This is a genomic window from Shewanella gelidimarina, from assembly GCF_023283945.1.
In the GTDB taxonomy this organism is placed as follows: domain Bacteria; phylum Pseudomonadota; class Gammaproteobacteria; order Enterobacterales; family Shewanellaceae; genus Shewanella; species Shewanella gelidimarina.
Genome location: NZ_JAKIKW010000007.1, coordinates 66,578 through 91,223 on the forward strand (window position 1 = coordinate 66,578; position 24,646 = coordinate 91,223).

Here is a 24,646-nt window from a genome sequence, read left to right on the forward strand (position 1 = left end):
GGGAGTCAACGCTATGTCAATAATAAAAACCTCGGTAAACCGACCGGTTACCGTGTGGATGTTTATGTTTGCCGTCATTCTTTTCGGCATGGTTGGATTTTCACGCTTAGCAGTGAAACTACTGCCTGATTTAAGCTATCCAACCATTACCATACGCACGCAATATGTGGGTGCTGCGCCCGTTGAAGTAGAACAACTGGTATCAAAACCTATTGAAGAAGCCGCAGGTATTGTTAAAGGCTTACGTAAAATTAACTCTATTTCTCGTTCTGGTATGTCTGATGTGGTGCTCGAGTTTGAATGGGGTACTGACATGGATATGGCCAGTCTCGATGTACGAGAAAAACTTGATACTATTGAATTGCCATTAGATGTTAAAAAGCCGTTGTTGCTGCGGTTTAATCCCAATTTAGATCCCATTGTCCGTCTCGCATTATCGGTTCCGAGTACCAGTTCTGATGTGGCTGAATCTGCGAGCGAAAGTGATTTAAAGCAGATGCGTACCTATGCTGAAGAGGAGTTGAAACGTCAACTTGAGTCATTATCTGGCGTCGCAGCGGTGCGTCTTTCAGGTGGACTACAGCAGGAAGTTCATATACTGCTCAATCAACAAAAGCTCACTCAGCTTAACCTCAGCGCCGATCTTATTCGTGCTCGTATCGCCGAAGAAAATATTAACCTTTCCGCTGGCAAGGTTATTCAAGGTGACAAAGAGTATTTAGTCAGAACCTTAAACCAATTCAACTCATTGGATGAGCTCGGACAAATTGTTATCTATCGCGATGAACAAACGTTAGTGAGATTGTTTGAAGTTGCCGATATTGTTGACTCGTATAAAGAGCGTAACGATATCACCCGTATTGGCGATAGAGAGTCGATTGAGTTAGCCATTTACAAAGAGGGTGATGCCAATACAGTGGCTGTCGCGCGTAAGGTCACTGACGAACTCGAAAAACTCAACAAAAACAGCCCCAAGGCTGAATTAAAAGTCATTTACGATCAATCAGAATTTATTGAAAGTGCCGTCAATGAAGTCACATCGGCTGCGCTCATCGGTAGTCTATTGTCTATGTTGGTTATCTATCTATTTTTAAGAGATATTATTCCAACCCTTATTATTTCAATCTCAATCCCCTTCTCCGTTATTGCCACCTTTAACATGATGTATTTTGCCGGTATTAGCCTCAATATTATGTCTCTTGGCGGCATCGCATTGGCCGTGGGCTTGCTCGTCGATAACGCTATTGTGGTGCTGGAAAATATAGATCGCTGTAAATCACTGGGCATGAGTAAACTCGAAGCCGCTGTCACTGGGACTAAAGAGGTTTCAGGTGCCATCTTTGCTTCAACATTAACCACGCTCGCCGTATTTATTCCTTTGGTCTTTGTTGATGGTGTGGCTGGTGCGTTATTTTCAGACCAAGCACTTACCGTGGCTTTTGCGCTACTGGCATCGCTGTTAGTGGCACTCACCACCATCCCGATGTTAGCCTCACGTGAAGGTTTTAAAGCCCTACCACCACTATTAACAAAGTCTGAAAAAATCAAACCAGACACCACATTTGGAAAATTTAAGCACTACAGTGCAACTGTCTTTTCATTTCCTTTCATACTACTATTCAACTACATACCCAGCGCACTATTGACGCTAACGTTAATTATAGGCCGCACTGTCTCTTGGGTTGTAGGACTCGTTATGCGCCCGTTGAGTAGCGCATTTAACTGGATTTATAGTTTGCTTGAAGCTGGCTACCACCGTCTGTTGGCAGCGGCCTTAAGGTTTAAAGTGCTCACCTTGTCTATTGCTATCGGTATTACGGCAGGCGCTGCGTTACTAGTGCCAAGCTTAGGGATGGAGCTCATTCCACCGATGAACCAAGGTGAGTTCTACGTTGAAGTATTACTCCCACCAGGGACTGAAGTGTCTGAAACAGACAAAGTACTGCGCACGCTCGCACTCTCTATTAAAGATAGAGCCGATGTAAAGCATGCCTACAGCCAAGCGGGTAGCGGCGGTTTAATGACCTCAGATACTTCACGCGGTGGAGAAAACTGGGGACGTTTACAAGTTGTACTGGCCGATCATGATGCTTTTGACGCTGTCACGCAAAAATTACGTACCGTCGCAATGCGGATCCCAGAGCTTGAAGCCAAGATCCAACATCCTGAGCTGTTTAGTTTCAAGACTCCACTTGAAATTGAACTCGTAGGTTACGATCTCGCCCAACTTAAAACCACGGCTGATACCTTAGTTGAAGCCTTGTCTGAATCGGACCGATTTGCCGATATCAATACCAGCTTGCGAGATGGCCAGCCAGAGTTAAGCATTCGATTTGATCATCAGCGTCTTGCTGCCTTAGGTATGGATGCACCCTCTGTTGCAAACCGCATTGCTCAACGCATTGGTGGCACAGTTGCCAGTCAATATACGGTGCGCGATCGTAAGATAGATATCTTGGTTCGCAGTGAACTAGATGAGCGTAATCAAATTAGTGATATCGACTCAATGATCATCAATCCAAACAGTAATCGCCCGATTTCGCTGAGTGCCGTTGCTGATGTCACCCTCAAGCTTGGCCCTTCTGCTATCAATAGAATAAGCCAACAACGCGTGGCTATTGTGTCGGCCAACTTAGCTTATGGCGACCTTAATGATGCGGTGTTAACCGCCCGAGAAATTTTGGCAAATCAAACACTACCCACTTCAATTCAGGCGCGTTTTGGCGGTCAAAATGAAGAGATGGAACATTCATTCCAGTCGTTACAAGTTGCATTAGTGTTAGCAGTGTTCTTGGTGTATCTGGTCATGGCAAGTCAGTTTGAATCGCTATTGCACCCTTTACTCATTCTTATCGCAGTGCCAATGGCTGTCGGCGGCAGTATTTTGGGGCTTTATATCACTCAAACTCACTTGAGCGTGGTGGTGTTTATTGGCTTAATTATGCTTGCTGGTATTGTGGTCAACAACGCTATTGTACTGGTTGACAGAATTAATCAATTACGCCGTTCAGGGCAAGATAAACTAACCGCAATAACAAACGCAGCAGAGTCACGCTTACGTCCAATTATCATGACCACCATGACAACCGCTCTCGGATTATCACCCATGGCCTTAGGCTTAGGTGATGGCAGCGAAGTGCGCGCGCCAATGGCTATTACGGTAATATTTGGTCTATCGCTATCAACATTGTTGACGCTGGTTGTCATCCCCGCTCTTTATGCACTTTTTGACCGCAAGGATTATGCTCAAGAAACGACAGAGCCACAAAGTAGCGATTCAGTAATAACTGAAGGAGGCCAGGCATGAGTATCACCCGCTTAGCCATTGCAAGGCCGGTAACCACGGCGATGTTTTTTGTCGCTATTTTACTCTTCGGCCTTGCCTCTAGCAGATTGTTACCGCTAGAGATGTTTCCTGGAATCGACATTCCTCAGGTCATCGTTGAAGTCCCCTACAAGGGGTCAACGCCGTCTGAAGTCGAACGAGACATCACCAGTATCTTGGAAGAAACGCTTGCCACCATGGGGGGCATAGAAGAGCTTCGCTCTAGCTCTTCGCAAAACGGCGCTGAAATAGAGCTCAGAATGAAGTGGGGAGAAAACGTTGCCACTAAAAGCTTAGAAGCGAGAGAGAAAGTCGACTCTGTGCGTCACTTGCTGCCAAAAGATGTCGAACGTGTTTTTATCAGGCAATTCAGTACCGCCGATATGCCCGTACTCAATTTACGTATATCCAGTGACCGAGAACTGTCTGGTGCATTTGATTTGCTCGATAAACAACTAAAGAGACCACTGGAGCGCGTTGAAGGCGTGTCTCAAGTGACCTTGTATGGCGTCGAGCAAAAGCAGATAGAAATTCGCATTAATGCAGACAAACTTGCCGCGAGCAACATCTCTATCAAAGACCTCACTCGTCGCATGCAGCAAGAAAACTTTGTGATAAGCGCAGGTGTATTAAAAACCGATTCACGTGTTTATCAAGTATCTCCTAAAGGGGAGTTTAGAAATCTCGATGAGATAAACTCGCTAGTACTTACCCCTGGGATCACGTTAGGCGATATCGCATCGGTGAAATTTGCCTTGCCTGAGCGTTTAGACGGTCGTCATTTAGACCAAAATTATGCTGTCGGTTTGGATGTTTTCAAAGAATCGGGAGCTAACTTAGTCGACGTATCGGCTCGCGTAATGAAAGTCATCGAAAGAGCTAAGCAAGATCAGCAATTTCAAGGAATTAAACTCTTTGTAATGGAAGATCAAGCCTATGGCGTAACATCATCGCTGAAGGATTTATTAACCGCAGGCTTGATTGGCGCCCTGCTCTCTTTTGTGGTGCTGTATCTGTTTATACGTAACCTAAAAATGACCTTGGTCATTGTGTCATCGGTCCCTATCGCTATTTGTATGACGCTCGCCGCGATGTATTTACTGGGATACAGTTTAAACATCCTCTCGATGATGGGGCTGCTGCTCGCCGTCGGGATGTTAATTGATAACGCCGTTGTGGTCACCGAAAGTGTATTACAAGAAAAACAGCTACAAAAGATAGCAGAAGGAGCTTCACAACAAGCATCAAAAAACGACAATAGCTCAGTACTCAATGGTGTCGATAAAGTGTCGCTGGCGGTGCTAGCGGGTACCTTAACGACCGCCATTGTATTTCTACCCAATATCTTCGGCGTTAAAGTCGAGTTAACGATTTTTCTTGAACACGTCGCCATCGCTATCTGCATTTCGCTAGCGGCATCACTTTTGGTCGCCAAAACTCTGTTGCCATTGATGCTCAGTAAAATGGAGTTTGACCTACCTGAAAAAGTACATGAGAGTAAATTACAACAACGCTACCTTAAAAGTCTTAACTGGATATTGGCGAGACCGCGTCTATCTGGAGTGATAGCGTTATTACTACTCGCGTCGACAGCGTTACCACTGTCAATGGTGCAGCAGGATCAATCCGATGGTGAAGGTAATAATCGACTCTATATCAACTATCAAGTTGAAGGACGTCATAGTTTGGATGTTACCGAAGCCATGATTAATAAAATGGAGGATTACCTTTACGCCAACCAAGACAAGTTCCATATCGACTCAGTGTATAGCTATTTTGCAGCAGATAGAGGCCAATCGACTTTGCTGCTAAAAGAAGATATTGAAGTGGATATGAAATCCCTTAAAAAAACCATTCGCGAAGGGTTTCCTAAATTTTCTATCGCAAAACCGCAATTTGGTTGGGGGGGAGAGAATAACGGCATTAGGGTGTCACTGACAGGTCGCTCTACCACTGAGCTAATCCACATCAGCGAACAAGTCATTCCGTTACTGAGTGCTATTGAAGGCTTAACCGATGTGCGTTCAGAACTGAGCGGTGCTCAACAAGAAGTGGTGATTCGAATTGATCGTGAAATGGCCGCGAGACTCGATCTTAAATTAAATGAAGTGGCATCGAGTATCTCAATGGCATTGCGCGGAACTCAGTTACGTTCATTCCGCCATGATCCCAACGGCGAGCTCCGTATTGAGATGGCCTATGAGCAACAGTGGCGTTTATCACTTGAAAAGCTTAAACAGCTGCCTATTATTCGTATCGATAGCCGCGTTTATACGTTAGATAGCCTCGCTACCATTGAGATTTTGCCGCGATTCGACACCATTCGCCATTATGACAGACAAACGGCATTGTCTATTGGCGCTAACTTGGATGACATGACCACCGAAGAGGCTCAAGAAAAAATTACCCAAGTCATGGAAGCAATAAACTTCCCTGCGGGTTATGGATACTCACTGCGAGGCGGTTTTCAAAAGCAAGATGAAGATGAAGCAGTAATGGCAACCAATATGATTCTAGCTATCGCGATGATCTATATTGTCATGGCAGCTCTGTTTGAATCCTTACTGTTACCCACAGCCATTATCACCTCAATCTTGTTTTCGATTACTGGCGTATTTTGGGCATTACTGTTTACGGGAACGCCGATGTCCATTATGGCCATGATCGGTATATTGATTTTGATGGGGATTGTGGTCAACAACGGCATTGTATTGGTCGATCAGATTAACCAGCTTAATCCAGAGCTAGATAAACTCTCTGAAGCCATCAGCCAAGTATGTCATACCCGCTTACGTCCAGTGCTGATGACAGTAGGCACCACGGTATTGGGCTTGGTTCCTTTAGCGATGGGAGATGCACAACTGGGTGGCGGTGGTCCATCGTATTCACCGATGGCGATTGCCATTATTGGTGGCCTGACGTTTTCAACCGTGACCAGTTTGTATTTAGTGCCACTGTGTTATCAGGCTCTTTATAGAATGCGTTATCAATCAGCAATCCGTTTGGGTCAAGCTGATCGTTTCTCACGAAAGGTGCTGCCTTGGATGAGTTAACTGCAAAAAGAGATCTTGATATTAAAAGGCTCTAATTGTAATAAAGCTGACGATAACTTATTTTCAACAACTATTTGTTGCGGTTATCAAAACCTAAACATCCGAGTCCTGTCCAGGGGCTCGGATTTTTTATGCCCACAATTAAGACTCTGCTACAAAATCATTGATGAATTTTATCCTTTAGCAATTAACATATTATTAATTGATATCGGCAACCGCCAGTATGTTCCCATCCAGTTCAACTTAATCTTAATAGCTGATAAAAACCACTTCAAATACAAAATACAGACACACCCGCAACAACAAGCCCATGTATTGATTAATAAAAACCCAATAACTAAATGTTGAGATATGTCACAAATTGATACAATGAAATTCACCCTTGGATCGCAAAAGTTACACAAATAGTCGCTATAATCACGTCCGTTAATAGAGAGTTATGCCAAAAATAAACCTATTAACAGTTTAAGAAGTGCTTAATGCCTTCTTGGGGTCTAAACAAATATAAGAGAATGGATATGTTAAACAAGAAATTTTTAGCAGTTGTTATCGCATCTACACTGGGTCTAACCGCATGTGGTTCAGATGATGATAAAAATAATAGTGGAATTCAAGTTGATCTGCGTATTTTAGAAACGTCTGATCTACACGCCAATATCATGGATTATGACTATTACAAAACTAAGTACGATCCAACGATCGGTCTTGCAAGAACTGCCAGCTTAATTAAGCAACAAGGTGCAGAGGTTAGCAACTTCGTATTAGTGGATAACGGAGACTTACTGCAAGGTAGCCCTATGGGCGATTTTGTCGCCGATAACTTTAAACGTGATCATACCATTGGTGGTACTCACCCTGCATATAAAGCAATGAATACGCTAGGTTACTCAGTGGGTAACTTAGGTAATCATGAGTTCAACTATGGGCTGGATTTCTTAGAAGAGGCGCTTGCTGGTGCTAACTTCCCATACATCAACGCTAACGTATTGTGTGAAGCGGATTGCTGGGAAGGTAAATCTAAAGGTGACAACTTATTCACCCCGTATATCATCGAAGAAAAAACAGTTATCGATAGTAATGGCGATCAACAAATCGTTAAGATCGGTTATATCGGCTTTGTCCCCCCTCAAATCGTTCTTTGGGATAAACAAAACTTATCAGGCAAAGTGTCAGTGATGGGAATTGTTGAAGCCGCTGAAAAGTTTGTTCCATTAATGAAAGCGGAAGGCGCAGATGTGATTGTCGCGATTCCACACTCTGGTGTTGGTACCCCGTCTAACCCTACTGATGTCAACGACGAAAATGCCACTTATGCGCTATCGCTTGTTGAAGGCATTGATGCGATAACCTTTGGCCACAGTCACTCGGTTTTCCCTTCTGCAACATTTGAAGGTCTTGAGAATGCCGATTTGGAAAAAGGAACCATCAATGGTGTTGCAGCGGTTATGCCTGGACGCTGGGGTGACAACTTAGGCATTGTCGATCTCAAACTTGAAATGCAAGACGGTGCATGGGTTGTTATCGACCGCACTGCAAAAGCCGCTCCTATCTATGATAAGAATGCAGAAAATCCAGAGTTAGTGATTGCAGACAATGGGATACGTGATTCAGTTGCATTAGAGCACCAAGGTACGCTTAATTATGTAAACCAACCGATTGGTAAAGCCTCTGCTGATATGTATAGCTTTTTGACCTTAGTACAAGATGACCCAACAGTTCAAATTGTGTCTGATGCACAAATTGCTAAAGTAAAAGCTAACCTGACAGCTGAGCTTAAAGACATTCCTGTACTGTCTGCATCTGCTCCATTTAAAGCCGGTGGACGTCATAGCACAACTGCTGATGCCGAATCTTATGTTCAAGTCCCCGCTGGCGACTTAACCTATAAGAATGCCGCTGATCTTTACTTATATCCAAACACTATGGTTGCGGTTAAAGTGACCGGTGCTGAACTTAAAGATTGGTTAGAGTGTAGTGCTAACCAATTCAATCAAATTGATCCAACGGTTAGCACACCGCAGATGTTGATCAACTGGGATACCCACCGTACCTATAACTTCGATGTTATTGACGGCGTAACCTACAACATTGATGTCACTCAACCGACGAAGTTTGATGGCGACTGCAAAGTCGTTAATGCTGATGCGAATCGTATTGTCGATTTGACGTTTAATGATGGCACGACCAGCTTTACTGGCGCCGATTTAGACAGCAAAGAATTTATCATTGCCTCAAACAACTACCGCGCCTTTGGCGGCAAGTTCGCAGGTACCGGTGCTGAGCACGTCGTTATGGAACTACCTGATTCTAACCGTGAAGCGCTAGCACAGTACATCACCAGTGAAACTGAGAATCCTGATGGACCTGGTTACGTTGATCCAAGCGCTGACTACAACTGGGGTTTTGTGACGATCACACCAACCACTACCCTTGATGTGCGTTTTGAAACGCAAGACAGTGCAACGGCTGATCAATTCATTATTGATAATCAACAGCGTAAGCTTGAGAAACAAGCTGAAAACGATGAATTTGGCTTCGCCATATATAAAATTGATCTAACTCAGTAAGTTAAATTGAGAAATGAGTAACGCTAGCCGTTAACTAAAAAGGCTCCTTCGGGAGCCTTTTTTAATGCAACAGCAATACTCGTGTTGTTATACCAATTCCATTAAGGATGTGATCAATTCAGAGCTTTTTCAGGACTTTCAATTCAAGGCGCATTGTGGAAGAAATGGTTATTCCCTTTTAAGACAATGCAACGCAGCAGTGAATGTGCTGAAAAGCTCACTGCGTGCGGGTTTTAAATCCCTTAATACGGCGCATGTGGCTTTCGAAATAGAATAACTATTAGCGACAACCCACGTGCTTGTCTAAAGTGATTTAAATTCCCGCTGAATGACCAACTCTTTAACGGAATTGGTATTAGCCCACTGGGAATAACCATTGATAAACCCAACGAGCACTGTAAAAGCCAGCGGGTAAACCTGCAACAATGCCGAGCATTAAGCCAAATAACTTTAATCTCTTACGATTTAACTGTGACAACATCTCAATATCGTTATCACAATCAATAGGGTCCTGTTGATGAGTCACTTGATTGGTATCCATATTTGATTCGACTCCCTGTCTTTTTATTAGATATCCTTCTCGATAAATTATGGCTGGAAATTACAGTTAACGCCACTCATCACTTGCTACAAAATGTTAACCTTATTTCAACCAACAGATTAAAAATGTGTGTTAACAACCATCATGCCTATTGATATATCAGTATGATAACTCAAAGCTCAAATCAACGACCGATTAACGGCTTCGCTCTTCAGTTTCAAAACAGCACTGCTTTGCGGCATTATTAATATGGATATTATGCTTAGCGAGCGCGCTACAGGCAATATTTGCCATTTTGTCTGTTTGTAACTGCAGCTTAGCTTTTCTAAGTGACTCGTTAGTGGCAAACATAAAAGTGACCTGCAAACTATGGTTCACATTTGAGAAATCAACTTTATGGCTCAACCATTCAAATCCAAATACTTCACCTTTAAGGCTCTCGCACACCTCAGTTAACGAGATGCGGATAGTATTTTCAATTTTTTTGTCGGTCTTTTTCAAACTCACCTCTATGTTATCGCGCCAATATTAACCTTGATTTATCAAGATTAGTTTTTTGATAAAACCTTTTACAGCATCGATATTTTCGAAACTAAAGGCCAAACCATAATGGATCCCGTTAACACTCTTTTGCACCCGCTTCGGAAAACGAGTCATCTCTGAATAGTGACAAAATTGGTCTTTTGCAGTGACACCATCAAGCGCTGCAAAATCACCTTTAAACACTTCATAAGCAGGCCGAATCACTAACTGAACCTGCTTACCATCTATATAGAGGTAAAAAGGCTCTTTTAGTTTAGGTAACATATACTCAGTGACTTTTTTGATAGTGAAGTTTGTACGGCATTCAAGTTCACTTAATAACGCCATCATCTCTTGCTGTTCAATCGCCAAGTTATTTCCTTACCTAGGGGCTGTTGATTTTTCAGGGTTGCCGCTGTTTATTGGCTATTTTGACAAAGCGGAGGCTATGTCGTTTAGTCATTCTCCACAAATAGCCTACAACACAGTAAAAAGCGACCAAATATTAACGCTAGATAATAACGCCTTTACTTATAGCTGCCTATGACTATCTCTTTGATAGAGATAAATTGGCGAACAAACGCTATAGAGTTGTTTTTAGGTAAGTAACGCGGTAAAACACTAGGGCTGTAGATCTTTCACGGTTGTTTTTGCCGCCGTTTATTGGCTATTTTAACAAGGCGGAGGCTATGTCGTTTAGTCATTCTCCACAAATAGCCTACAACACCGTAAAAATAGCCAAGAAGCGCGGCCCTTAGGGGCGTTTCAATGCTTTTAGTCTTTTATGACTAGAATGCGTTACGCGCTTTTCGCTTAGGTTGCTAAATCATCGCTCAAGCCTTGTACTAAAAGCATTATTCTTTACGGGAAAGAGTCGAACAAAAACTAAGCTCGAAAGATCAACAACCCCTAACCATTATTGAATCGACAGGAGTATTTTGTGATGCCATTACCCTACTCTCAATCATGTGAGAATAATAAAGCCCCCATCGCTGTGATCTTGGAAAGTGCCTTCAGCCAATCATCACATGTACTAGAAGTTGGCAGCGGTTCAGGGCAACACGCGGTCCATTTCGCCAAGCTTTTACCGCATTTAATCTGGCAAACAAGCGATCAAGTTGAGTACCATGCTGGTATCAGCGCATGGTTAAACGAATCACCGAGCACTAATTTGCAGCAACCATTAGCGCTTGATGTGTTAAAACCATGGCCGATAGATCCTGCAACGCACCCTGTCATTGATGCCATTTTCACTGCAAATACACTGCATATAATGTCCAAAGAGATGGTTAAAGCATTTTTCAACGGTGTTGGTCAGCATTTGAGTGTGCATGGGCAACTGTGTGTTTACGGACCCTTTAATTATCAAGGTCAATATAGCAGTGACAGCAATCGTAATTTTGATGGTTGGCTCGCGGCACAGAATCCGCAGAGTGCAATTCGAGATGTTGAGTGGATTTTACAGCTTGCTGCAGAGCAACAATTAACATTAATAGCCGACTTTTCTATGCCGGCCAATAACCAAATACTGCATTTTGAAAAGCGAGCTTAATGACCTGCTAACAGGATCTGCTGTAACTCATTTAACGAGCGTACTTCATAGTGAGGCGTAATACCCTCTGGTTGATTTTCGCCATGGCGATTCAACCAACAAGTATCTATGCCTGCGTTTAAACCGCCCTGTATATCGGAATGTGGGTTATCCCCAACCATTAAGATAGATCCACGAGCAGGGTGGCCCATACGTGCAAAAGCATGCTCAAAGATCCCAACATCCGGCTTTGCCACACCGACCTGTTCTGAAATGACTAAAGGAGAAAAGCGTTCACCAAAGCCTACTTTCTGTAATCTTATCGTTTGTAACTCAGTAAAACCGTTGGTGATGATCCCCATATTAACCCTACCCGTTAAGGTATCAATTAACTCTTGAGCCCCAGGTAATAAAGTACAGATATCAGCCATCGCGCTAAGAAAGTCACTGTTGAGACGCTGGGTTGAGACACTTATTTTTTGAGCCCAAGTTTCAAAGCGGGTATTTTGTAGCTGTTTAGCGGTGAGCCTTCCATCTTGGTAATCAACCCACAAAGGCTTATTCACCCTTTGGTATTGCTGAAAATCTTCTGCCGTAAATTCAACATTAAAACGAGAGAACATCAGCTGCAAACCTTTAAATGCATCAAAATGAAATAGAGTTTCATCGGCATCAAATAGTACCCAATCATATTTCACAGGTTTATCCTTCTAAAACAACATGTCGCGAATAGCTGGCTATACTAACCTAAAACACCTCCAGTAAAGCGGACCATCTCATTAAACGGGCATAAAAAAACCTATTACGTCGGCGTAATAGGTTTCTCATTGACCTTTTTGGCTTGCTATCTTTGTGGCCTAGAAGTCAGCTTCATCGAACTCACAAATAATCTGACTTGCAGACTCAATCTGCTTCACTAAGCTGCGCGTTTGCGGAGCCCAATACGCCATATAAAACTGGGCTGTTTTCACCTTGTTTTGATAAAACGCCTTATCTTCACTCGCACTTTCTAGGCCAGCTAAGGCTTTTTCAGCCGTTCTCGCCCACATCCATGCTAAAGAGGTGATACCCAACAGTTGCATATAGGCAAATGACGCCGCCCCTATCACATCAGGCTTTTTGGCCGCTTCAGTGGCAATGATCACCGTGGCTTTTTCAAGATCTGCCGCCGCGAGCATCAAACTTGAAACAAGTGGTTTCATCGCTTCATTACCAAGGTTAGCTTGAATAAACGCTTTAACCTCTTCAGACCATAATTCTAGTGCAGCCCCTTTGTCAGACATGATTTTTCGGCCGACAAGATCAAGCGCCTGTACACCGTTTGTGCCTTCGTAGATCATTGAAATACGAATGTCACGTACATACTGCTCCATGCCCCACTCATGAATATAGCCATGTCCTCCGAACACTTGCTGTGCATCAACACAGGCCTTAAAGCCTTGATCGGTTACAAAACCTTTTACAATTGGTGTGAATAAAGCCGCCAATTTAGAAGATTTCTTCTTTTGTAGTGGATCACTGTGACGTTCTGCCTCATCAAGCCAAAGCGCTTGCTGTCCCATAAGTGCGCGGGCACCTTCATTAAATGATTTTTGCGATAGCAGCATACGACGCACATCACCATGAACCAGAATAGGATCAGCAACCAACTCCTTGTGCTTTACGCCACTTAATGCACGGCCTTGAAGACGGTCTTTGGCATAGGCTAACGCATTTTGATAAGCAATTTCAGAGACACCAAGACCTTGAAGACCCACCCCCAATCTTGCTTGGTTCATCATCGTAAACATCGCACGAAGACCTTGATGCGGCTCACCGACCAGTTCACCGATGGCACCGTCAAAGTTCATCACGCAAGTCGAGTTACCATGGATCCCCATCTTATGTTCAAGGCTTGCAGCACATAAAGTATTGGGTTCACCGAAACTGCCATCGTCATTGACCCATATTTTAGGCACCGCAAACAACGAAATCCCCTTCACACCTTCAGGCGCATCAGGTAATTTGGCTAACACTAAATGAATAATATTATCTGTTAAGTCATGATCGCCAGAGGAGATGAATATTTTCTCTCCGGTAATGGCAAACGTACCTTCTCCTGCGGGAATCGCTTTGGTGCGCAGTAATGCCAAATCGGTCCCGGCATGAGACTCTGTCAGGTTCATGGTGCCAGTCCACTCACCACTGACAAGCTTGTCCAAATACTTGCGTTTTAAGCTATCACTGCCATGAACATGAATTGCAGAGTAGGCACCATGCGTAAGACCTGGATACATGGCAAACGCCATATTAGTGGCCGTTTTCATCTCTGTGGCAAATATACCCACGACTTCAGGCAACCCTTGACCACCATATTCAGGATCGCACGTCAGTGTGGCCCAACCATTATCAACATATTGTTGATAAGCATCGATAAACCCTTTAGGGGTAACTACTTTGCCATCGACTAATTTACAGCCTTCAACATCACCAGAGCCATTGAGAGGCAACATAATGTCGGTAGTAAAATCAGCAACACCTTGCAGTACCGCTTCAATAAGTTCTGGATCAAACTCATTAAAACCCGCTAAATCCTTTTGGTTATAAATGTCGAGCAATTCATTAAGTACAAACTGATAGTCACGTAATGGTGCTTGATAAATTGGCATTGCGTCATCCCTTTAGTTATTGTCTTTATGGCCAGTGCTCCGACCACCTTATCTAAATTTGAGCAAAAACTCAGCATTATTTTTGCTTTGTTTATTTATCAGAACAGCGTTACCGTAAAATCACTTTAAATAGCCCTTATCTCACTTGTAAAAACGGGTTAAGCTAAATCATCTATCCCGTTAACTCTCTGAAAGGACATGTCTCCATGGGTTTCGTCACCACTAAAAAACACGCCAACGGTCTAGAATATGTCGATATAAGTACCCCTCATTGCAAGGCGCGGATCTTTCTCCAAGGCGCGCAAATTGACTACTTTGAACCTACGGGTAAAAAGCCTCTTTTATGGGTATCAACTGCTGATGATTATCAACCTGGAATTGGTATTCGTGGTGGAGTGCCAGTGTGTTGGCCTTGGTTCGGCATGAGTTCAACGCCGGGTTTTCCACAACATGGTTTCGCGCGCACTCGAATTTGGACATTAGATTCGGTCAAAATGAATGAAGATGCCGTAGAGATAAAACTCAGCTTACCTCTGACTGACAACGATAGAGAATTTTGGCCACATAACACCAGTGTAGAGATGTCATTTAGGCTTAATGAGACACTCTCAATAAGTATTACTAATATTAATCATGCTGATTATGATGTGAGCTTAACCCAAGCTTTGCACAGCTATTTTCCTATTGAAGATATTCATCAATTAAAAGCCACTGGGTTTGAGGGGGCTAACTACATAGAGTTTGCTAAGGGCCCCTTCCCTCAAGCACAAGATCATGTCGATTTCACTCGCGAAACAGATCGTGTTTATACCGAGCTGGCTACCACACAAGCACTACATACTGTTGATGGCGTCATTGAAGTCAGCCGTGAAAATAGTAAGAGTGCAGTATTGTGGAACCCTTGGATTGATAAATCTCAGCGTTTATCTCGTTTTAATGATGATGATTACTTAACAATGGTCTGCCTAGAGGCTGCAAATGTACTTGACGACAAAGTCACTTTGGCCCCAAATGAAAGTCATACATTAACGACCCATATTCGCTGGAAATAGCATTAACTAAGTGAGCCTACATAGCACTTGGATCTTCAAGTTTATGTAGGTTCATCAATCGATATCTAAGCCACTTCAACATGCTGCACCCCGTATTCCCTGCTCATTTGGGTCTCCATGCGGCTTTAAATCAATAGAATGTATCAGCTCCATTAATAGGCAAATAACCTAACTCCAAAACCAATATTGCGCAGTACTTCCCATGATATTGCCAATGATAAAAAACTGCGAACCTAATAAAGACTGCAAATGACAATAAGCACTAGTTGGCAGTCGATAACTGCAATTGCTTAGCACTTCTGCATTAACATTTAATGACGAAGCTCTATACTCTCTTAATGCCATGCAGAATGATGTTGAGGCGACCATTTTGATATTTCATATCGCAGCCAAATACAACTTAAGTCATTGATAAACTGTTCAGGGCTTTTGATAAGATGCTAGAATCGGCCCATTAAATATAGCCACAATTAGCGTTAATATAGATAAACGTGAGTAAGCTTAGAGAGTGTAACGAGTGCAACAGTGGGTACCAAAGACATTTAGCCAAACAGCCCGTCGCTTATTACTGATATCATTCGGTATTATATTAAGCGCGACCTTAATGACAGCACTCTATGTCGGCTGGAATTATCAGCGCTTAACTATCAAGCTGGCTAATCATTTTTTACAGCCTTACCAAATGCAAATTGAACAACTTAGCGTTAAGCCGCTGACGTTCACGCATTGGCAAGTGCCATTTGTTTCCTTGACGGTCAATAATAGCAATGTTGAGATTACAGAACTGGATATTGTCCTTGGGCAAGACGCTGCTTTTTGGGCATTAAGCGTTGCCGATTTACGTTCGCTATCAGCCAAAAGCCTCAAGGTACAACTAGACCCAAGCGTGTTACGTCATTCAACAACACCCAATAATGACCCAGGGCCCACAATGGCGCTCGATTTTACAGCCTTGCCCGAAATACAAATAGGCCAAACACAGTTCACTGTAAAAGGAGTTACAGCCGCTAAACTCAATATGACCTTAGAACACCTCACGCTTGATCAAAACGGTCACTTTAGCAGTGAAATCAGTCATAACCAGCATTCAGTTTTTGCTCTGAAGGCGCAACTATCATCTTCGGAGTGGCGCGCCACAACGCGTCTCGATTTGACTCAACTACAGGTATTTAGCGCTGACATTCATGCCGCTGAAACCACTTTATTTCCCTCATTCAGTGATGCTGATGCTGATGCGAATACTGACACCCAACAAGACCGCAGCTTATTTGCCCCTTTATATGCACTGCAAACCGCAATTCAAGCGCAGCGAATTGAACTCAATGCAACGTTAGATTCAAGCATCACATTGGCAATAAAATCAGGGCAATTACAATCAGAGCATAGGTTAAGTCAGCTACAAATAAGACTCAATGCGTTAGCCGGGTTACAACTCACTCCGACTCTAATGGTAAACGACAGTAATGATGCTCTCACAGACAAAAAAATCACGCCGCCAACACCATTAAAACAACAGGGGCAACTGGCATTCAACATCGATGGCCATATTGCCGATTTGAAACTGACCCTGCAGCCTTTTGAGTTACCGATAGCATTGAAAAAGCCTCTTTTGGTGATAAGTCATAAAAGTGCAGTCCCCCATCAGCTAGTCAGTTTATTAAACCACCTTGATGATGCTCCTCTAGAGGCCGCACTGGCTCATCTATATCAAGTTTTGTCATCAAATAGTAGTACAAGTCCGTCTAAAATGGGCCCTGTATTACGCATCAAAGTGGTATCGCCGCTGGTTTACCAGCTTAACGATAAGGCTTTATCGTTGCCTACGTTGTCAGTTGCGATTGAAAATACCAAATTAGCCGCTGTAGTTCGTTTTCAAGATATTGACTACAACTCACAGTCCGCATCAGCAAATACTTCCACTGCGCAGCAGGGTGACTACCAATTGGCTTTTGGGTGGCAACTACAGGCCAGCCATCAACAAAATATAACCATTAATACGCTGTGGCCAACGTTAGCAAAGTTACCTTACAAAGTCGCAATCGATAATGCTTCCCTTGCGCTGCGGGGGCAATTTTCAGCGCTGAAAAAACAGGGCAAGTCGGCCTATAAAGTCAGTGTACTCCCTCAAGCTTCTCAGCTGACTCAAGGAATAACGCTCACGCCGAACAAGGCGGATCTGGATAATCAGCATGACCCCCTGCTCACGGCGAATATTGCTGAAACCCAGTTAGTGTGGGATTCTGCCGCTGAATACCGTTTTGCAAACGGACAAACCCACATTTCCATTCCGGCATTGCATTACCACGTTAACAACGCTGAGCTAAGCCAACAAAATAATGATGAACAGCAAACTCATTATCAACTGTTTATCGATGCTATGGACATAGCCTTAAATGCGCCAATCTCTTTGTCGCTGGACTCGAACAACTCACAACCTTTTATCAGCCAATTAATGCGGCAGAAACAGGTCAACCGACTTCACTTATCGTTAGAAAACCTAGTATTAGATAAATCGGCTCTAGCGTTGAAATCAAAAAAATCAGCTAAGATAAAAAAAGCTCCATTACTAACGAAACAAACCTTATTGCATTTATACCAAGTTGAGCTGAGCCAGCAAATTGATCTGGATTCTGGTCAACTCAGTACCGGTGAGACTTGGCTGATAAATGGCTTAGATCTGTCGAGCCAGCACCATTATCTGCCATTAAAGAGCACACCGAGCCAGTTCCAATTAGAGGGTGATTGGCAATTTAGTAGTGATTTTGAACCTATTCTTGCCTTTTTTAGCCAGAGCAATTCATTACCTGAATCAATTGATCTTAACGGAAATGCTGCGCTAAACATGCATTACCAATTAAACCGCGATAAATACACCAGGTTCGCGCTCGCCCTAGAACCCACTGTAACGGATATTCAAGGCAGCTTCGCTGATTTGCCCTTCGAAGGCGGTAATATGAAGACCCAGTGTCAATATGACTGGCAACAAGCCCAAAATAGCACTAGCAGCTTCCATTGTGATGATATAACGCTGTCATTACTGGCTTTCAATCCTGGCGTATTAATGACAGACATTGAAGCGAAAGCGGCCGTCTCTTTTAGCACTGATTCCAATCAATCTACAGCAGAGTCAAGCAGTAGTAGCCAACATAAGCTGGCTTTACCTGCTGAGCTACTCGGCATTAAACAGGCATCTATCAGCCTCACGGCGAAGGGGGACTTACTTAATGGTCAGTTGCTTATTCCCCAATTTCAATTGAATTTAAAGCAACCTTCATCAGCTTATTTTGTATTACAACATATTGATCTTGAGGAACTCCTCACAGTTCAACCACAGGTTGGTGTTTACGCTGATGGTATTTTTGATGCTGTACTGCCTGTCACGCTTGAAAACGGCCACGCTGCCATCGCTGGAGGGCAAATAGCTGCGAGAGCTCCCGGTGGACTCATTGCGGTCAGCGGCAACCCTGCTGTTGATCAAATGCGCTTGAGTCAGCCCTATCTTGAATTCGCCTTTTCAGCATTAGAGCACTTAGCGTATTCAGAGTTATCCAGCAGTTTTGATATGGACTCTCTGGGCAATGCCATACTCAAAGTTAATGTCGAAGGCCAAAGCCGCGGCATTGAACGCCCTATCCACTTGAACTATTCTCAAGAAGAGAACATGTTACAGTTACTTAGAAGTTTGCAAATTGGTAATAATTTGCAAAACCAGATTGAAAATTCAATACAGCAATAAAACGATTGGCGTAAAAGGTAAATCTGTTTAATCTAGATGACATCGAGCCAAGGATTATTTACTCTACCCTTTTATTATGAAGTAAGGATAAGTCATTGAAGATATTTAATATCCCCAAATCGACTCTGAGCATACTCATTGCAACCTATGCCTTAGTCGGCTGTAGTCCTACGGTTAAAATTGAGCCTCCAGATAAACCCATCGTCATTAATCTCAATGTCAAAATAGAACATGAAATTAAAATTAAAATCGACAAAGAACTCGATGAGTTACTCGCCGATGATGAACTTTTTTAACCTAAGGATAAAAAGGAGTAATCAATGAAATTTAAAATACTAGTGCTGTTTGCTAGCCTATTACTTAGCTTCAATGCCTTGGCTATTTCGCTGCAAGATGCAAAAGCACAGGGATTCGTAGGTGAACAAACAAATGGTTACTTAGGGCTTGTAAAAGAGACCTCGGACGCTAAAACCTTGGTCAGTTCAATTAACGCCAAGCGTAAGTCTCACTATCAAAAAATAGCCAAAAAGAACAACATATCTTTGAATGATGTGGCTAAACTCGCGGCGGAAAAAGCCATTAAAGCGACTAAGAAAGGTCAATACATTCAAAATACACGCGGTAAATGGATCAAAAAATAACTAACTCCAATCTGTTTTAGCTAAAACTAAGAGCAGGTTAGGAATTAAAAAAGCCCGCATTGCGCGGGCTTTTTTGGTTGCATAATGTGTCTAAAAGTAAGCGTTATTCATCTGTCGCATTATGAGGTGCTGCACTCACCAAAGGTTTATTCACATCGTCACTATCCGGTTCTGTTGCTTTGACACGACCATCTTCAGTGTTAAGCCAGGTAATAAACAGTTCATACCAAATAGCCAATACAACCGCTCCGAGGAATAGTCCGATAATACCTGCGCTGATCATGCCTCCAATAGCACCAATTAAAATAACGGGCATAGGCACATCAACTCCACGTCCCATCAACATCGGCTTCAAAAAGCTATCTGACACTCCAGCGATTAACACCCAAATGGTAAATATTGTCGCAGGAGTTGAATCGTGCGTTGAAAACACATAAAAAATTAGCGGTAATACAACGAGTAACGGTGGTAACTGTGCAATCCCCAATATAAACACGATAAAGGTAAACATGCCTGCGGCAGGGATACTAAAGGTAAAGAGTGCAGAGCCAATCAATATTGCTTGAATAAATGCAACGCCAACCACCCCGAGTAACACGCTTCTAATTGTCGCAGCGGTTAACGATGTCCATTCTGCACCATGCGCTCCAACAACCTTTACAGCAACTGTACTCACGGCAGCAGCAGATTTTTCCGCATGTGCCATAAAGCCACCAGCGATTGCTAAAGAGACAACAAACATGACCAATGTGCCAAGTCCACTGCCTAATACACCCGCCATAGTGCCGACAGCAGATTTAATTTGCGGTAAAAAGTGGATGACGGCTTTCTCTAGGTTGGTCGAGAACAGCGCCCATGCATCAAACAACTTATCGCCAATTAAGGGAATATCCGCTATTTTCTGTGTCGGTCCCGGTATTTTTATTTCGCCAGACTGCACCACAGCAATGGTCTGGCTAATCCCATCAAAGATGGAGCTTGAAACCAGTACAAAGGGAGTCACCAGTAGCGTTATCCCTGCTAGAGCCATAATAGTGGCCGCTAAGCCGCGCCGTCCTTTAAGTGCCCTTTCCAGTTTTTGGGTTAACGGCATTAATGCCACTGCAATGATTGCGCCCCATAGAACAGGGATCACAAAGGGCTTGATAATGTCATACGTCCAGATGATCAAAATAAACAATAAGCCGATCCGAATTGCCGATTCCATCATATTAGTGATAAACAGTTTACTTTGACTGTGCTGCATTGGATTTTCCATATTAATGTTCCTGTTCTGTCTCTTTTTGAGCCAATCCAGCACTCACTAAACTCGCAACAACAATTGCCATATAAAACACACCAGCAATTGCCTCCATATAAACGACGACCTGAGCAAAAGGCGTATTGGGGCTAATATCGCCATAACCTAAAGTGGTTAATGTTACAAAACTAAAGTAGGCCATTTGAGAAAAATTTTGCCCCCAAGGTATCTGTTCTATCCCCGTAAAAGCATTAGGTGAAAAAGCTAAAACAAGTAGATAGATCAAAGCCCACTGTAGACCAAGCAGTAAAAATAGTGCAATCGAACCAACAACTTTATTGGTATTGACTGAACCAGAGAATAGTATTTGCTTTGAAATAGAGCTAAACGTACCCCAAAAAAAGGCAAACATAAGCACTAGCATGAGCAAATCTAAATGAGGAACAACCACAAACCTTTTAACCAATATGGCGGCGACCCAAACCACTATCAGTGTCTGCATAAAGCGTTTCCAACTTTTATCCACACCTAAGCTGACGACGCACACTAAGAAAGTGACTCCGATAATACCTTCCAGAATAGACTCAAGCATTCCATCAGCAACAGTACGTACAAGTGATGCACTCAATAAAAGCACAACCAGCGCTGCTGTCATGTAGTAAAAGTTATTATGCTTATTAATTTTGCGCTCAAGCACGCTTAAAACTCCCTATATGCGTTGTTATGACAGACCTTATCGAACTCTCTATTAAACATCGCACAAAATTCACATAGGTCAATGTTTAATCTAACATAATTTTATCGTGAATTAGAAAAAGTACCATTCCAAATCATGACCATAGCCTAACAAAGCACCTAGAGAGAAAGTGCTGTAGCCAAAATAAATCCTCCATCAGAGGTGATAACACGGAATATAACGACAAGAGTATGGCTTATGATCACGCAGCGTGAGCAAGCAAGAGGAAAAATTAGCGGCTAAGTGAACCCATTGATTGGCAGTGCCATATATTGTCCAATCAATGGCTCGATTGATGAATTAACCAATCGTAAAAATAACCGAGTAAAAAATACTTAAAACTAAGGGGCTTTATCTCAAGCTATTGATAGTGAATAAACAAAACTAAGACGCACGGCATAACCTAATGTCTTTAATCTGTTGCTAAAGTGCTATTTATCTTGCTCTTCATTTTACTCAAATCACTGTAAAACAGCAGACTTTCAGCAAAATCTAAAATTCTAGGGGTACCTGATTCATGCAAAGCTTGATAATAGAACTCTTCTGCAGAGGCTGGGTTGCCAAAAGATTCAGATAATTTTGCCCGCAAAATAAAGGTCATTATAGTGTTGTGAGTGTGAGGTATTTTATTGAGGTACTGCACTGCTTCAATCGGTAAGTCTTTTGAAAGTGCGTGTAACGCCAGTGCTTCGTATACTTTAAAAGAAGCAGGTTCTGCGATTAGATCAGCAATAACTAGCTCAAACTCATTATTAAGGGCATTGATGTCATCGAGTGCCAAGTTCGACTTATCAAGGTAAGCTATCATCATTTGGTAGATATAACTCATCGATATCAAATAGTGATTACTAGGTTCAATATCCAGTGCTTTTTGCAATATTATTACAGAATCAAACTGATTTTCCGCACTATGCAATGCGCCAATGGCTTCTAGCGAGTAAGCTAATGCTTGTGGTTCATTGGGCATTGCCGCCAGTACTTGGTCAATATCTGCTTTAGCAATATCGATATTAAACGCATCTAAAATATCGTCTAACATGACCTTAATACTGCGTTTTAAATGGTTTTCACTGATAGGGTATTTTCTATCCAGATGCTGATAATTCGAGATTTTATTAAGATATTCGACATTAACATAGTCAATACCATTTTCATTAGTGACGATAAAAGACACCACTTTTGCCGCCATCGCTTCATCTTGAGCGTTAAAGGAAACACGATAATTAACATTATACTTAAGGTACTCAATGACCTTAAATATAATGCCGTTCTGCAAGTTAGCATTTACAAGTTGATTATCGATTGATGCCTGAATAAATCGTGGCTCTAACGCAATATATGGGCTTGTCTGAGTGGGCACCGGCTTAACCATTGCCGGACTAAGATAAAAAACCAAGGCAGCAGTTAATGTAATAACGCCCACGACAGAGGCAACAATGGTCGACAGTCTAAACTCAAATTTATTACCCTTACCTACCTTCATCTGCGTTGCAATTGCCTCGTTTGTTTCAGCTTCAATTGATGCTGCTTGCAATGGCAAAGCCGTCGCGACAGCTTCTGAGGTTACAGATCCCGTCGTTGTAGCGCTTGGTGTCTCTTGTAATTCTAATGATGGCTTAAATGGCGCAGGAATAGTTTCGACGTCAATATCGAGCTTATAGCCTCTTTTCGGTATCGTAATGATATAGCCCTGAAGATGGAGGTTATTCGTTTTAAGTATTTTTCGTAACTCGAATATGGCTTGAGTGATAACTTGATCAGTAAGAATTGACCCTTTCCAGACGTGATTGATTATTTCGTCACGACTAAGAGTGGTTTTAGGGTGATGACACAGAAAAAGCAATAAATTTGATAAGCGGTTATCGATTAAGATCTCCTGCTCATCGAGGATAAGTTTGTTTTCATGAGGAATAAAAAACCAATTATCGATCCTATAACTTTGCTTTACCATTAAACGTCCTAAGGTATTCTCTCTATAGGATTATATTAGGCTGTTTTGAGGAAATATCAACAACCTAGCCTAACCCCTGCGCTACTTCATATAGAACTGAAACAGCTTAGGGGACTCAATACACAGAGTAAGGCTCTATAACGTTATTTGCTAACCAATACCTTTGATAAACACCACTTCGTTACCATTATCAACCACATCAACTTTACCGGCCTCAATCAGCTTAGTTTCAACAACAATAGACTCTTTCCCCTCCACTGTGGGTTGCCCTGTTGCAGCGTCAATAATAATTGCAGCACCGACTACAGCACCAAAAGCGGCCCATGGATTAGCTTGATAGCCCGGTGTAACAACCACACTATGATGTCTATTCACCACAACGGTATTGTTGTTGCCACAATAACGACTCCCATTGACCCAGCGACAAGATGCAAAACTAGAGGAGCTAAAAGAAACGAGTAATAAGGTAAGCACGATGGTCTTTTTCATAAAATATTCCACTTAAATTTAAATGAGCAAGTTGTAAGTAAATTCGATTACGCTGAAGAGATAACAATAACTATACGAGTTAAAGACTATATTCAGTCACTTTGGCTATGTACTCACTAAAACCATTATAGTATTTGTCACCCTTTAACAACGTTGTTGAAAAGTAAGCGGGTTCATTATTATTCAGATGTTTTTCAACATTGTCGGTTAAGCCTTTCAATCCATTAACGCTGTAAATATAATAAGATTTAGTTTCGTACAGCCCCATTTCAACTGCTTTCCTATCAGTCACCCTCTTGATTAATGTATATTCAGACATGTATTCGGTAGCTTCGGTAATGTCTTCAAAAGAATTAGAGACGGTGGCTACGTAAATATTGTCATTAATTTCTACTTGTTCAAGCTGATTCATCTCTTTATTAAATATACTGATATCATGTTTGTTGTTATCGACACTTGCTGCTGACGAAGATAAAGAGACCAAAGAGAGTAAAGTAATAGATGCTATTCTAATCAACTTACTATTGAAGGTAAGAGCATTCTTAGAGTGTATTTTCATGGTAATTCCTAAACGTTAGTGGCTAACCGCTTGTTAGCTTGACAACGAGTTTAGG

General features: G+C 42.4%; 18 protein-coding genes. 8 read left to right on the forward strand and 10 right to left on the reverse strand.

Going from position 1 to position 24,646, the window contains the following annotated elements; translation table 11 throughout:
• Positions 1-13: 13 nt before the first annotated feature.
• From L2729_RS08260 to L2729_RS08270, 3 genes are all read left to right on the forward strand, one after another.
• Entirely contained in the window at positions 14-3,307 is a 3,294-nt protein-coding gene (locus tag L2729_RS08260) for an efflux RND transporter permease subunit (protein WP_248987845.1), read from the forward strand.
• On the forward strand, positions 3,304-6,378 hold the full coding sequence (locus tag L2729_RS08265; protein ID WP_248987846.1) for an efflux RND transporter permease subunit: 3,075 nt from the start codon (positions 3,304-3,306) through the stop codon (positions 6,376-6,378). Before L2729_RS08260 ends, L2729_RS08265 begins: the two co-directional genes overlap by 4 nt.
• Positions 6,379-6,896: 518 nt before the next feature.
• Positions 6,897-8,945 carry a bifunctional 2',3'-cyclic-nucleotide 2'-phosphodiesterase/3'-nucleotidase gene (locus tag L2729_RS08270; RefSeq protein WP_248987847.1) on the forward strand — a complete coding sequence of 683 codons (2,049 nt, stop codon included), beginning with the start codon at positions 6,897-6,899 and terminating at the stop codon, positions 8,943-8,945.
• Positions 8,946-9,300: 355 nt separating this feature from the next.
• Here L2729_RS08270 and L2729_RS08275 read toward each other — a convergent pair whose 3' ends face one another.
• The 3 genes from L2729_RS08275 to L2729_RS08285 form a co-directional block, all read right to left on the reverse strand.
• On the reverse strand, positions 9,301-9,486 hold the full coding sequence (locus L2729_RS08275; protein ID WP_248987848.1) for a hypothetical protein: 186 nt from the start codon (positions 9,484-9,486) through the stop codon (positions 9,301-9,303).
• A gap of 195 nt (positions 9,487-9,681) precedes the next feature.
• Entirely contained in the window at positions 9,682-9,987 is a 306-nt protein-coding gene (locus L2729_RS08280; RefSeq protein WP_248987849.1) for a hypothetical protein, read from the reverse strand.
• Between the two features lie 27 nt (positions 9,988-10,014).
• On the reverse strand, positions 10,015-10,380 hold the full coding sequence (locus L2729_RS08285) for a hypothetical protein (RefSeq protein WP_101091157.1): 366 nt from the start codon (positions 10,378-10,380) through the stop codon (positions 10,015-10,017).
• A gap of 571 nt (positions 10,381-10,951) precedes the next feature.
• Between L2729_RS08285 and L2729_RS08290 the strand changes: the two genes are divergently transcribed.
• Positions 10,952-11,560, forward strand: a complete 609-nt coding sequence (locus L2729_RS08290) for a DUF938 domain-containing protein (protein ID WP_283104187.1) — start codon at positions 10,952-10,954, stop codon at positions 11,558-11,560.
• On the opposite strand, the gene yjjG is transcribed toward L2729_RS08290, so the two are convergent.
• Entirely contained in the window at positions 11,557-12,237 is a 681-nt protein-coding gene (yjjG, locus tag L2729_RS08295) for a pyrimidine 5'-nucleotidase (RefSeq protein ID WP_248987851.1), read from the reverse strand. The genes L2729_RS08290 and yjjG overlap by 4 nt on opposite strands.
• A gap of 159 nt (positions 12,238-12,396) precedes the next feature.
• Positions 12,397-14,187: an acyl-CoA dehydrogenase C-terminal domain-containing protein gene (locus L2729_RS08300; protein WP_248987852.1), complete on the reverse strand. Its 1,791-nt coding sequence runs from the start codon at positions 14,185-14,187 to the stop codon at positions 12,397-12,399.
• A 206-nt stretch (positions 14,188-14,393) separates the two neighbouring features.
• Here L2729_RS08300 and L2729_RS08305 point away from each other — a divergent pair, with 206 nt between their 5' ends.
• From L2729_RS08305 to L2729_RS08320, 4 genes are all read left to right on the forward strand, one after another.
• Positions 14,394-15,239, forward strand: a complete 846-nt coding sequence (locus L2729_RS08305) for a D-hexose-6-phosphate mutarotase (RefSeq protein ID WP_248987853.1) — start codon at positions 14,394-14,396, stop codon at positions 15,237-15,239.
• A 517-nt stretch (positions 15,240-15,756) separates the two neighbouring features.
• Entirely contained in the window at positions 15,757-18,975 is a 3,219-nt protein-coding gene (locus tag L2729_RS21785) for an intermembrane phospholipid transport YdbH family protein (RefSeq protein ID WP_248987854.1), read from the forward strand.
• A 95-nt stretch (positions 18,976-19,070) separates the two neighbouring features.
• Positions 19,071-19,271 (forward strand): YnbE family lipoprotein, encoded by a 201-nt coding sequence (locus tag L2729_RS08315; protein WP_101091168.1) that lies wholly within the window; start codon positions 19,071-19,073, stop codon positions 19,269-19,271.
• Between the two features lie 24 nt (positions 19,272-19,295).
• Entirely contained in the window at positions 19,296-19,616 is a 321-nt protein-coding gene (locus tag L2729_RS08320; RefSeq protein WP_248987855.1) for a YdbL family probable chaperone protein, read from the forward strand.
• A 103-nt stretch (positions 19,617-19,719) separates the two neighbouring features.
• Here L2729_RS08320 and L2729_RS08325 read toward each other — a convergent pair whose 3' ends face one another.
• The 5 genes from L2729_RS08325 to L2729_RS08345 all read right to left on the reverse strand — a co-directional run bounded on the left by L2729_RS08325 (position 19,720) and on the right by L2729_RS08345 (position 24,591).
• A complete protein-coding gene (locus L2729_RS08325; RefSeq protein ID WP_248987856.1) occupies positions 19,720-20,874 on the reverse strand; it encodes an AI-2E family transporter in 1,155 nt (384 codons plus the stop codon).
• A 1-nt stretch (position 20,875) separates the two neighbouring features.
• On the reverse strand, positions 20,876-21,553 hold the full coding sequence (locus L2729_RS08330) for a potassium channel family protein (protein ID WP_248987857.1): 678 nt from the start codon (positions 21,551-21,553) through the stop codon (positions 20,876-20,878).
• Positions 21,554-22,004: 451 nt separating this feature from the next.
• Positions 22,005-23,543 (reverse strand): winged helix-turn-helix domain-containing protein, encoded by a 1,539-nt coding sequence (locus tag L2729_RS08335; RefSeq protein WP_248987858.1) that lies wholly within the window; start codon positions 23,541-23,543, stop codon positions 22,005-22,007.
• A gap of 150 nt (positions 23,544-23,693) precedes the next feature.
• Entirely contained in the window at positions 23,694-24,032 is a 339-nt protein-coding gene (locus L2729_RS08340; RefSeq protein ID WP_248987859.1) for a hypothetical protein, read from the reverse strand.
• A 79-nt stretch (positions 24,033-24,111) separates the two neighbouring features.
• Positions 24,112-24,591: a hypothetical protein gene (locus L2729_RS08345; protein WP_248987860.1), complete on the reverse strand. Its 480-nt coding sequence runs from the start codon at positions 24,589-24,591 to the stop codon at positions 24,112-24,114.
• Between the last annotated feature and the right edge of the window lie 55 nt (positions 24,592-24,646).

What these genes read in the sequence shown, in the direction of transcription:
- L2729_RS08290 (WP_283104187.1), top strand. Translation starts at nt 10,952, where the DNA reads ATGCCATTACCCTACTCTCAATCATGTGAGAATAATAAAGCCCCCATC.
- L2729_RS08265 (WP_248987846.1), top strand. Translation starts at nt 3,304, where the DNA reads ATGAGTATCACCCGCTTAGCCATTGCAAGGCCGGTAACCACGGCGATG.
- L2729_RS08260 (WP_248987845.1), top strand. Translation starts at nt 14, where the DNA reads ATGTCAATAATAAAAACCTCGGTAAACCGACCGGTTACCGTGTGGATG.
- L2729_RS08325 (WP_248987856.1), bottom strand. Translation starts at nt 20,874, where the DNA reads ATGGAAAATCCAATGCAGCACAGTCAAAGTAAACTGTTTATCACTAAT.
- L2729_RS08270 (WP_248987847.1), top strand. Translation starts at nt 6,897, where the DNA reads ATGTTAAACAAGAAATTTTTAGCAGTTGTTATCGCATCTACACTGGGT.
- L2729_RS08335 (WP_248987858.1), bottom strand. Translation starts at nt 23,543, where the DNA reads ATGGTAAAGCAAAGTTATAGGATCGATAATTGGTTTTTTATTCCTCAT.
- L2729_RS08345 (WP_248987860.1), bottom strand. Translation starts at nt 24,591, where the DNA reads ATGAAAATACACTCTAAGAATGCTCTTACCTTCAATAGTAAGTTGATT.
- L2729_RS08305 (WP_248987853.1), top strand. Translation starts at nt 14,394, where the DNA reads ATGGGTTTCGTCACCACTAAAAAACACGCCAACGGTCTAGAATATGTC.
- L2729_RS08275 (WP_248987848.1), bottom strand. Translation starts at nt 9,486, where the DNA reads ATGGATACCAATCAAGTGACTCATCAACAGGACCCTATTGATTGTGAT.
- L2729_RS08300 (WP_248987852.1), bottom strand. Translation starts at nt 14,187, where the DNA reads ATGCCAATTTATCAAGCACCATTACGTGACTATCAGTTTGTACTTAAT.
- L2729_RS08340 (WP_248987859.1), bottom strand. Translation starts at nt 24,032, where the DNA reads ATGAAAAAGACCATCGTGCTTACCTTATTACTCGTTTCTTTTAGCTCC.
- L2729_RS08320 (WP_248987855.1), top strand. Translation starts at nt 19,296, where the DNA reads ATGAAATTTAAAATACTAGTGCTGTTTGCTAGCCTATTACTTAGCTTC.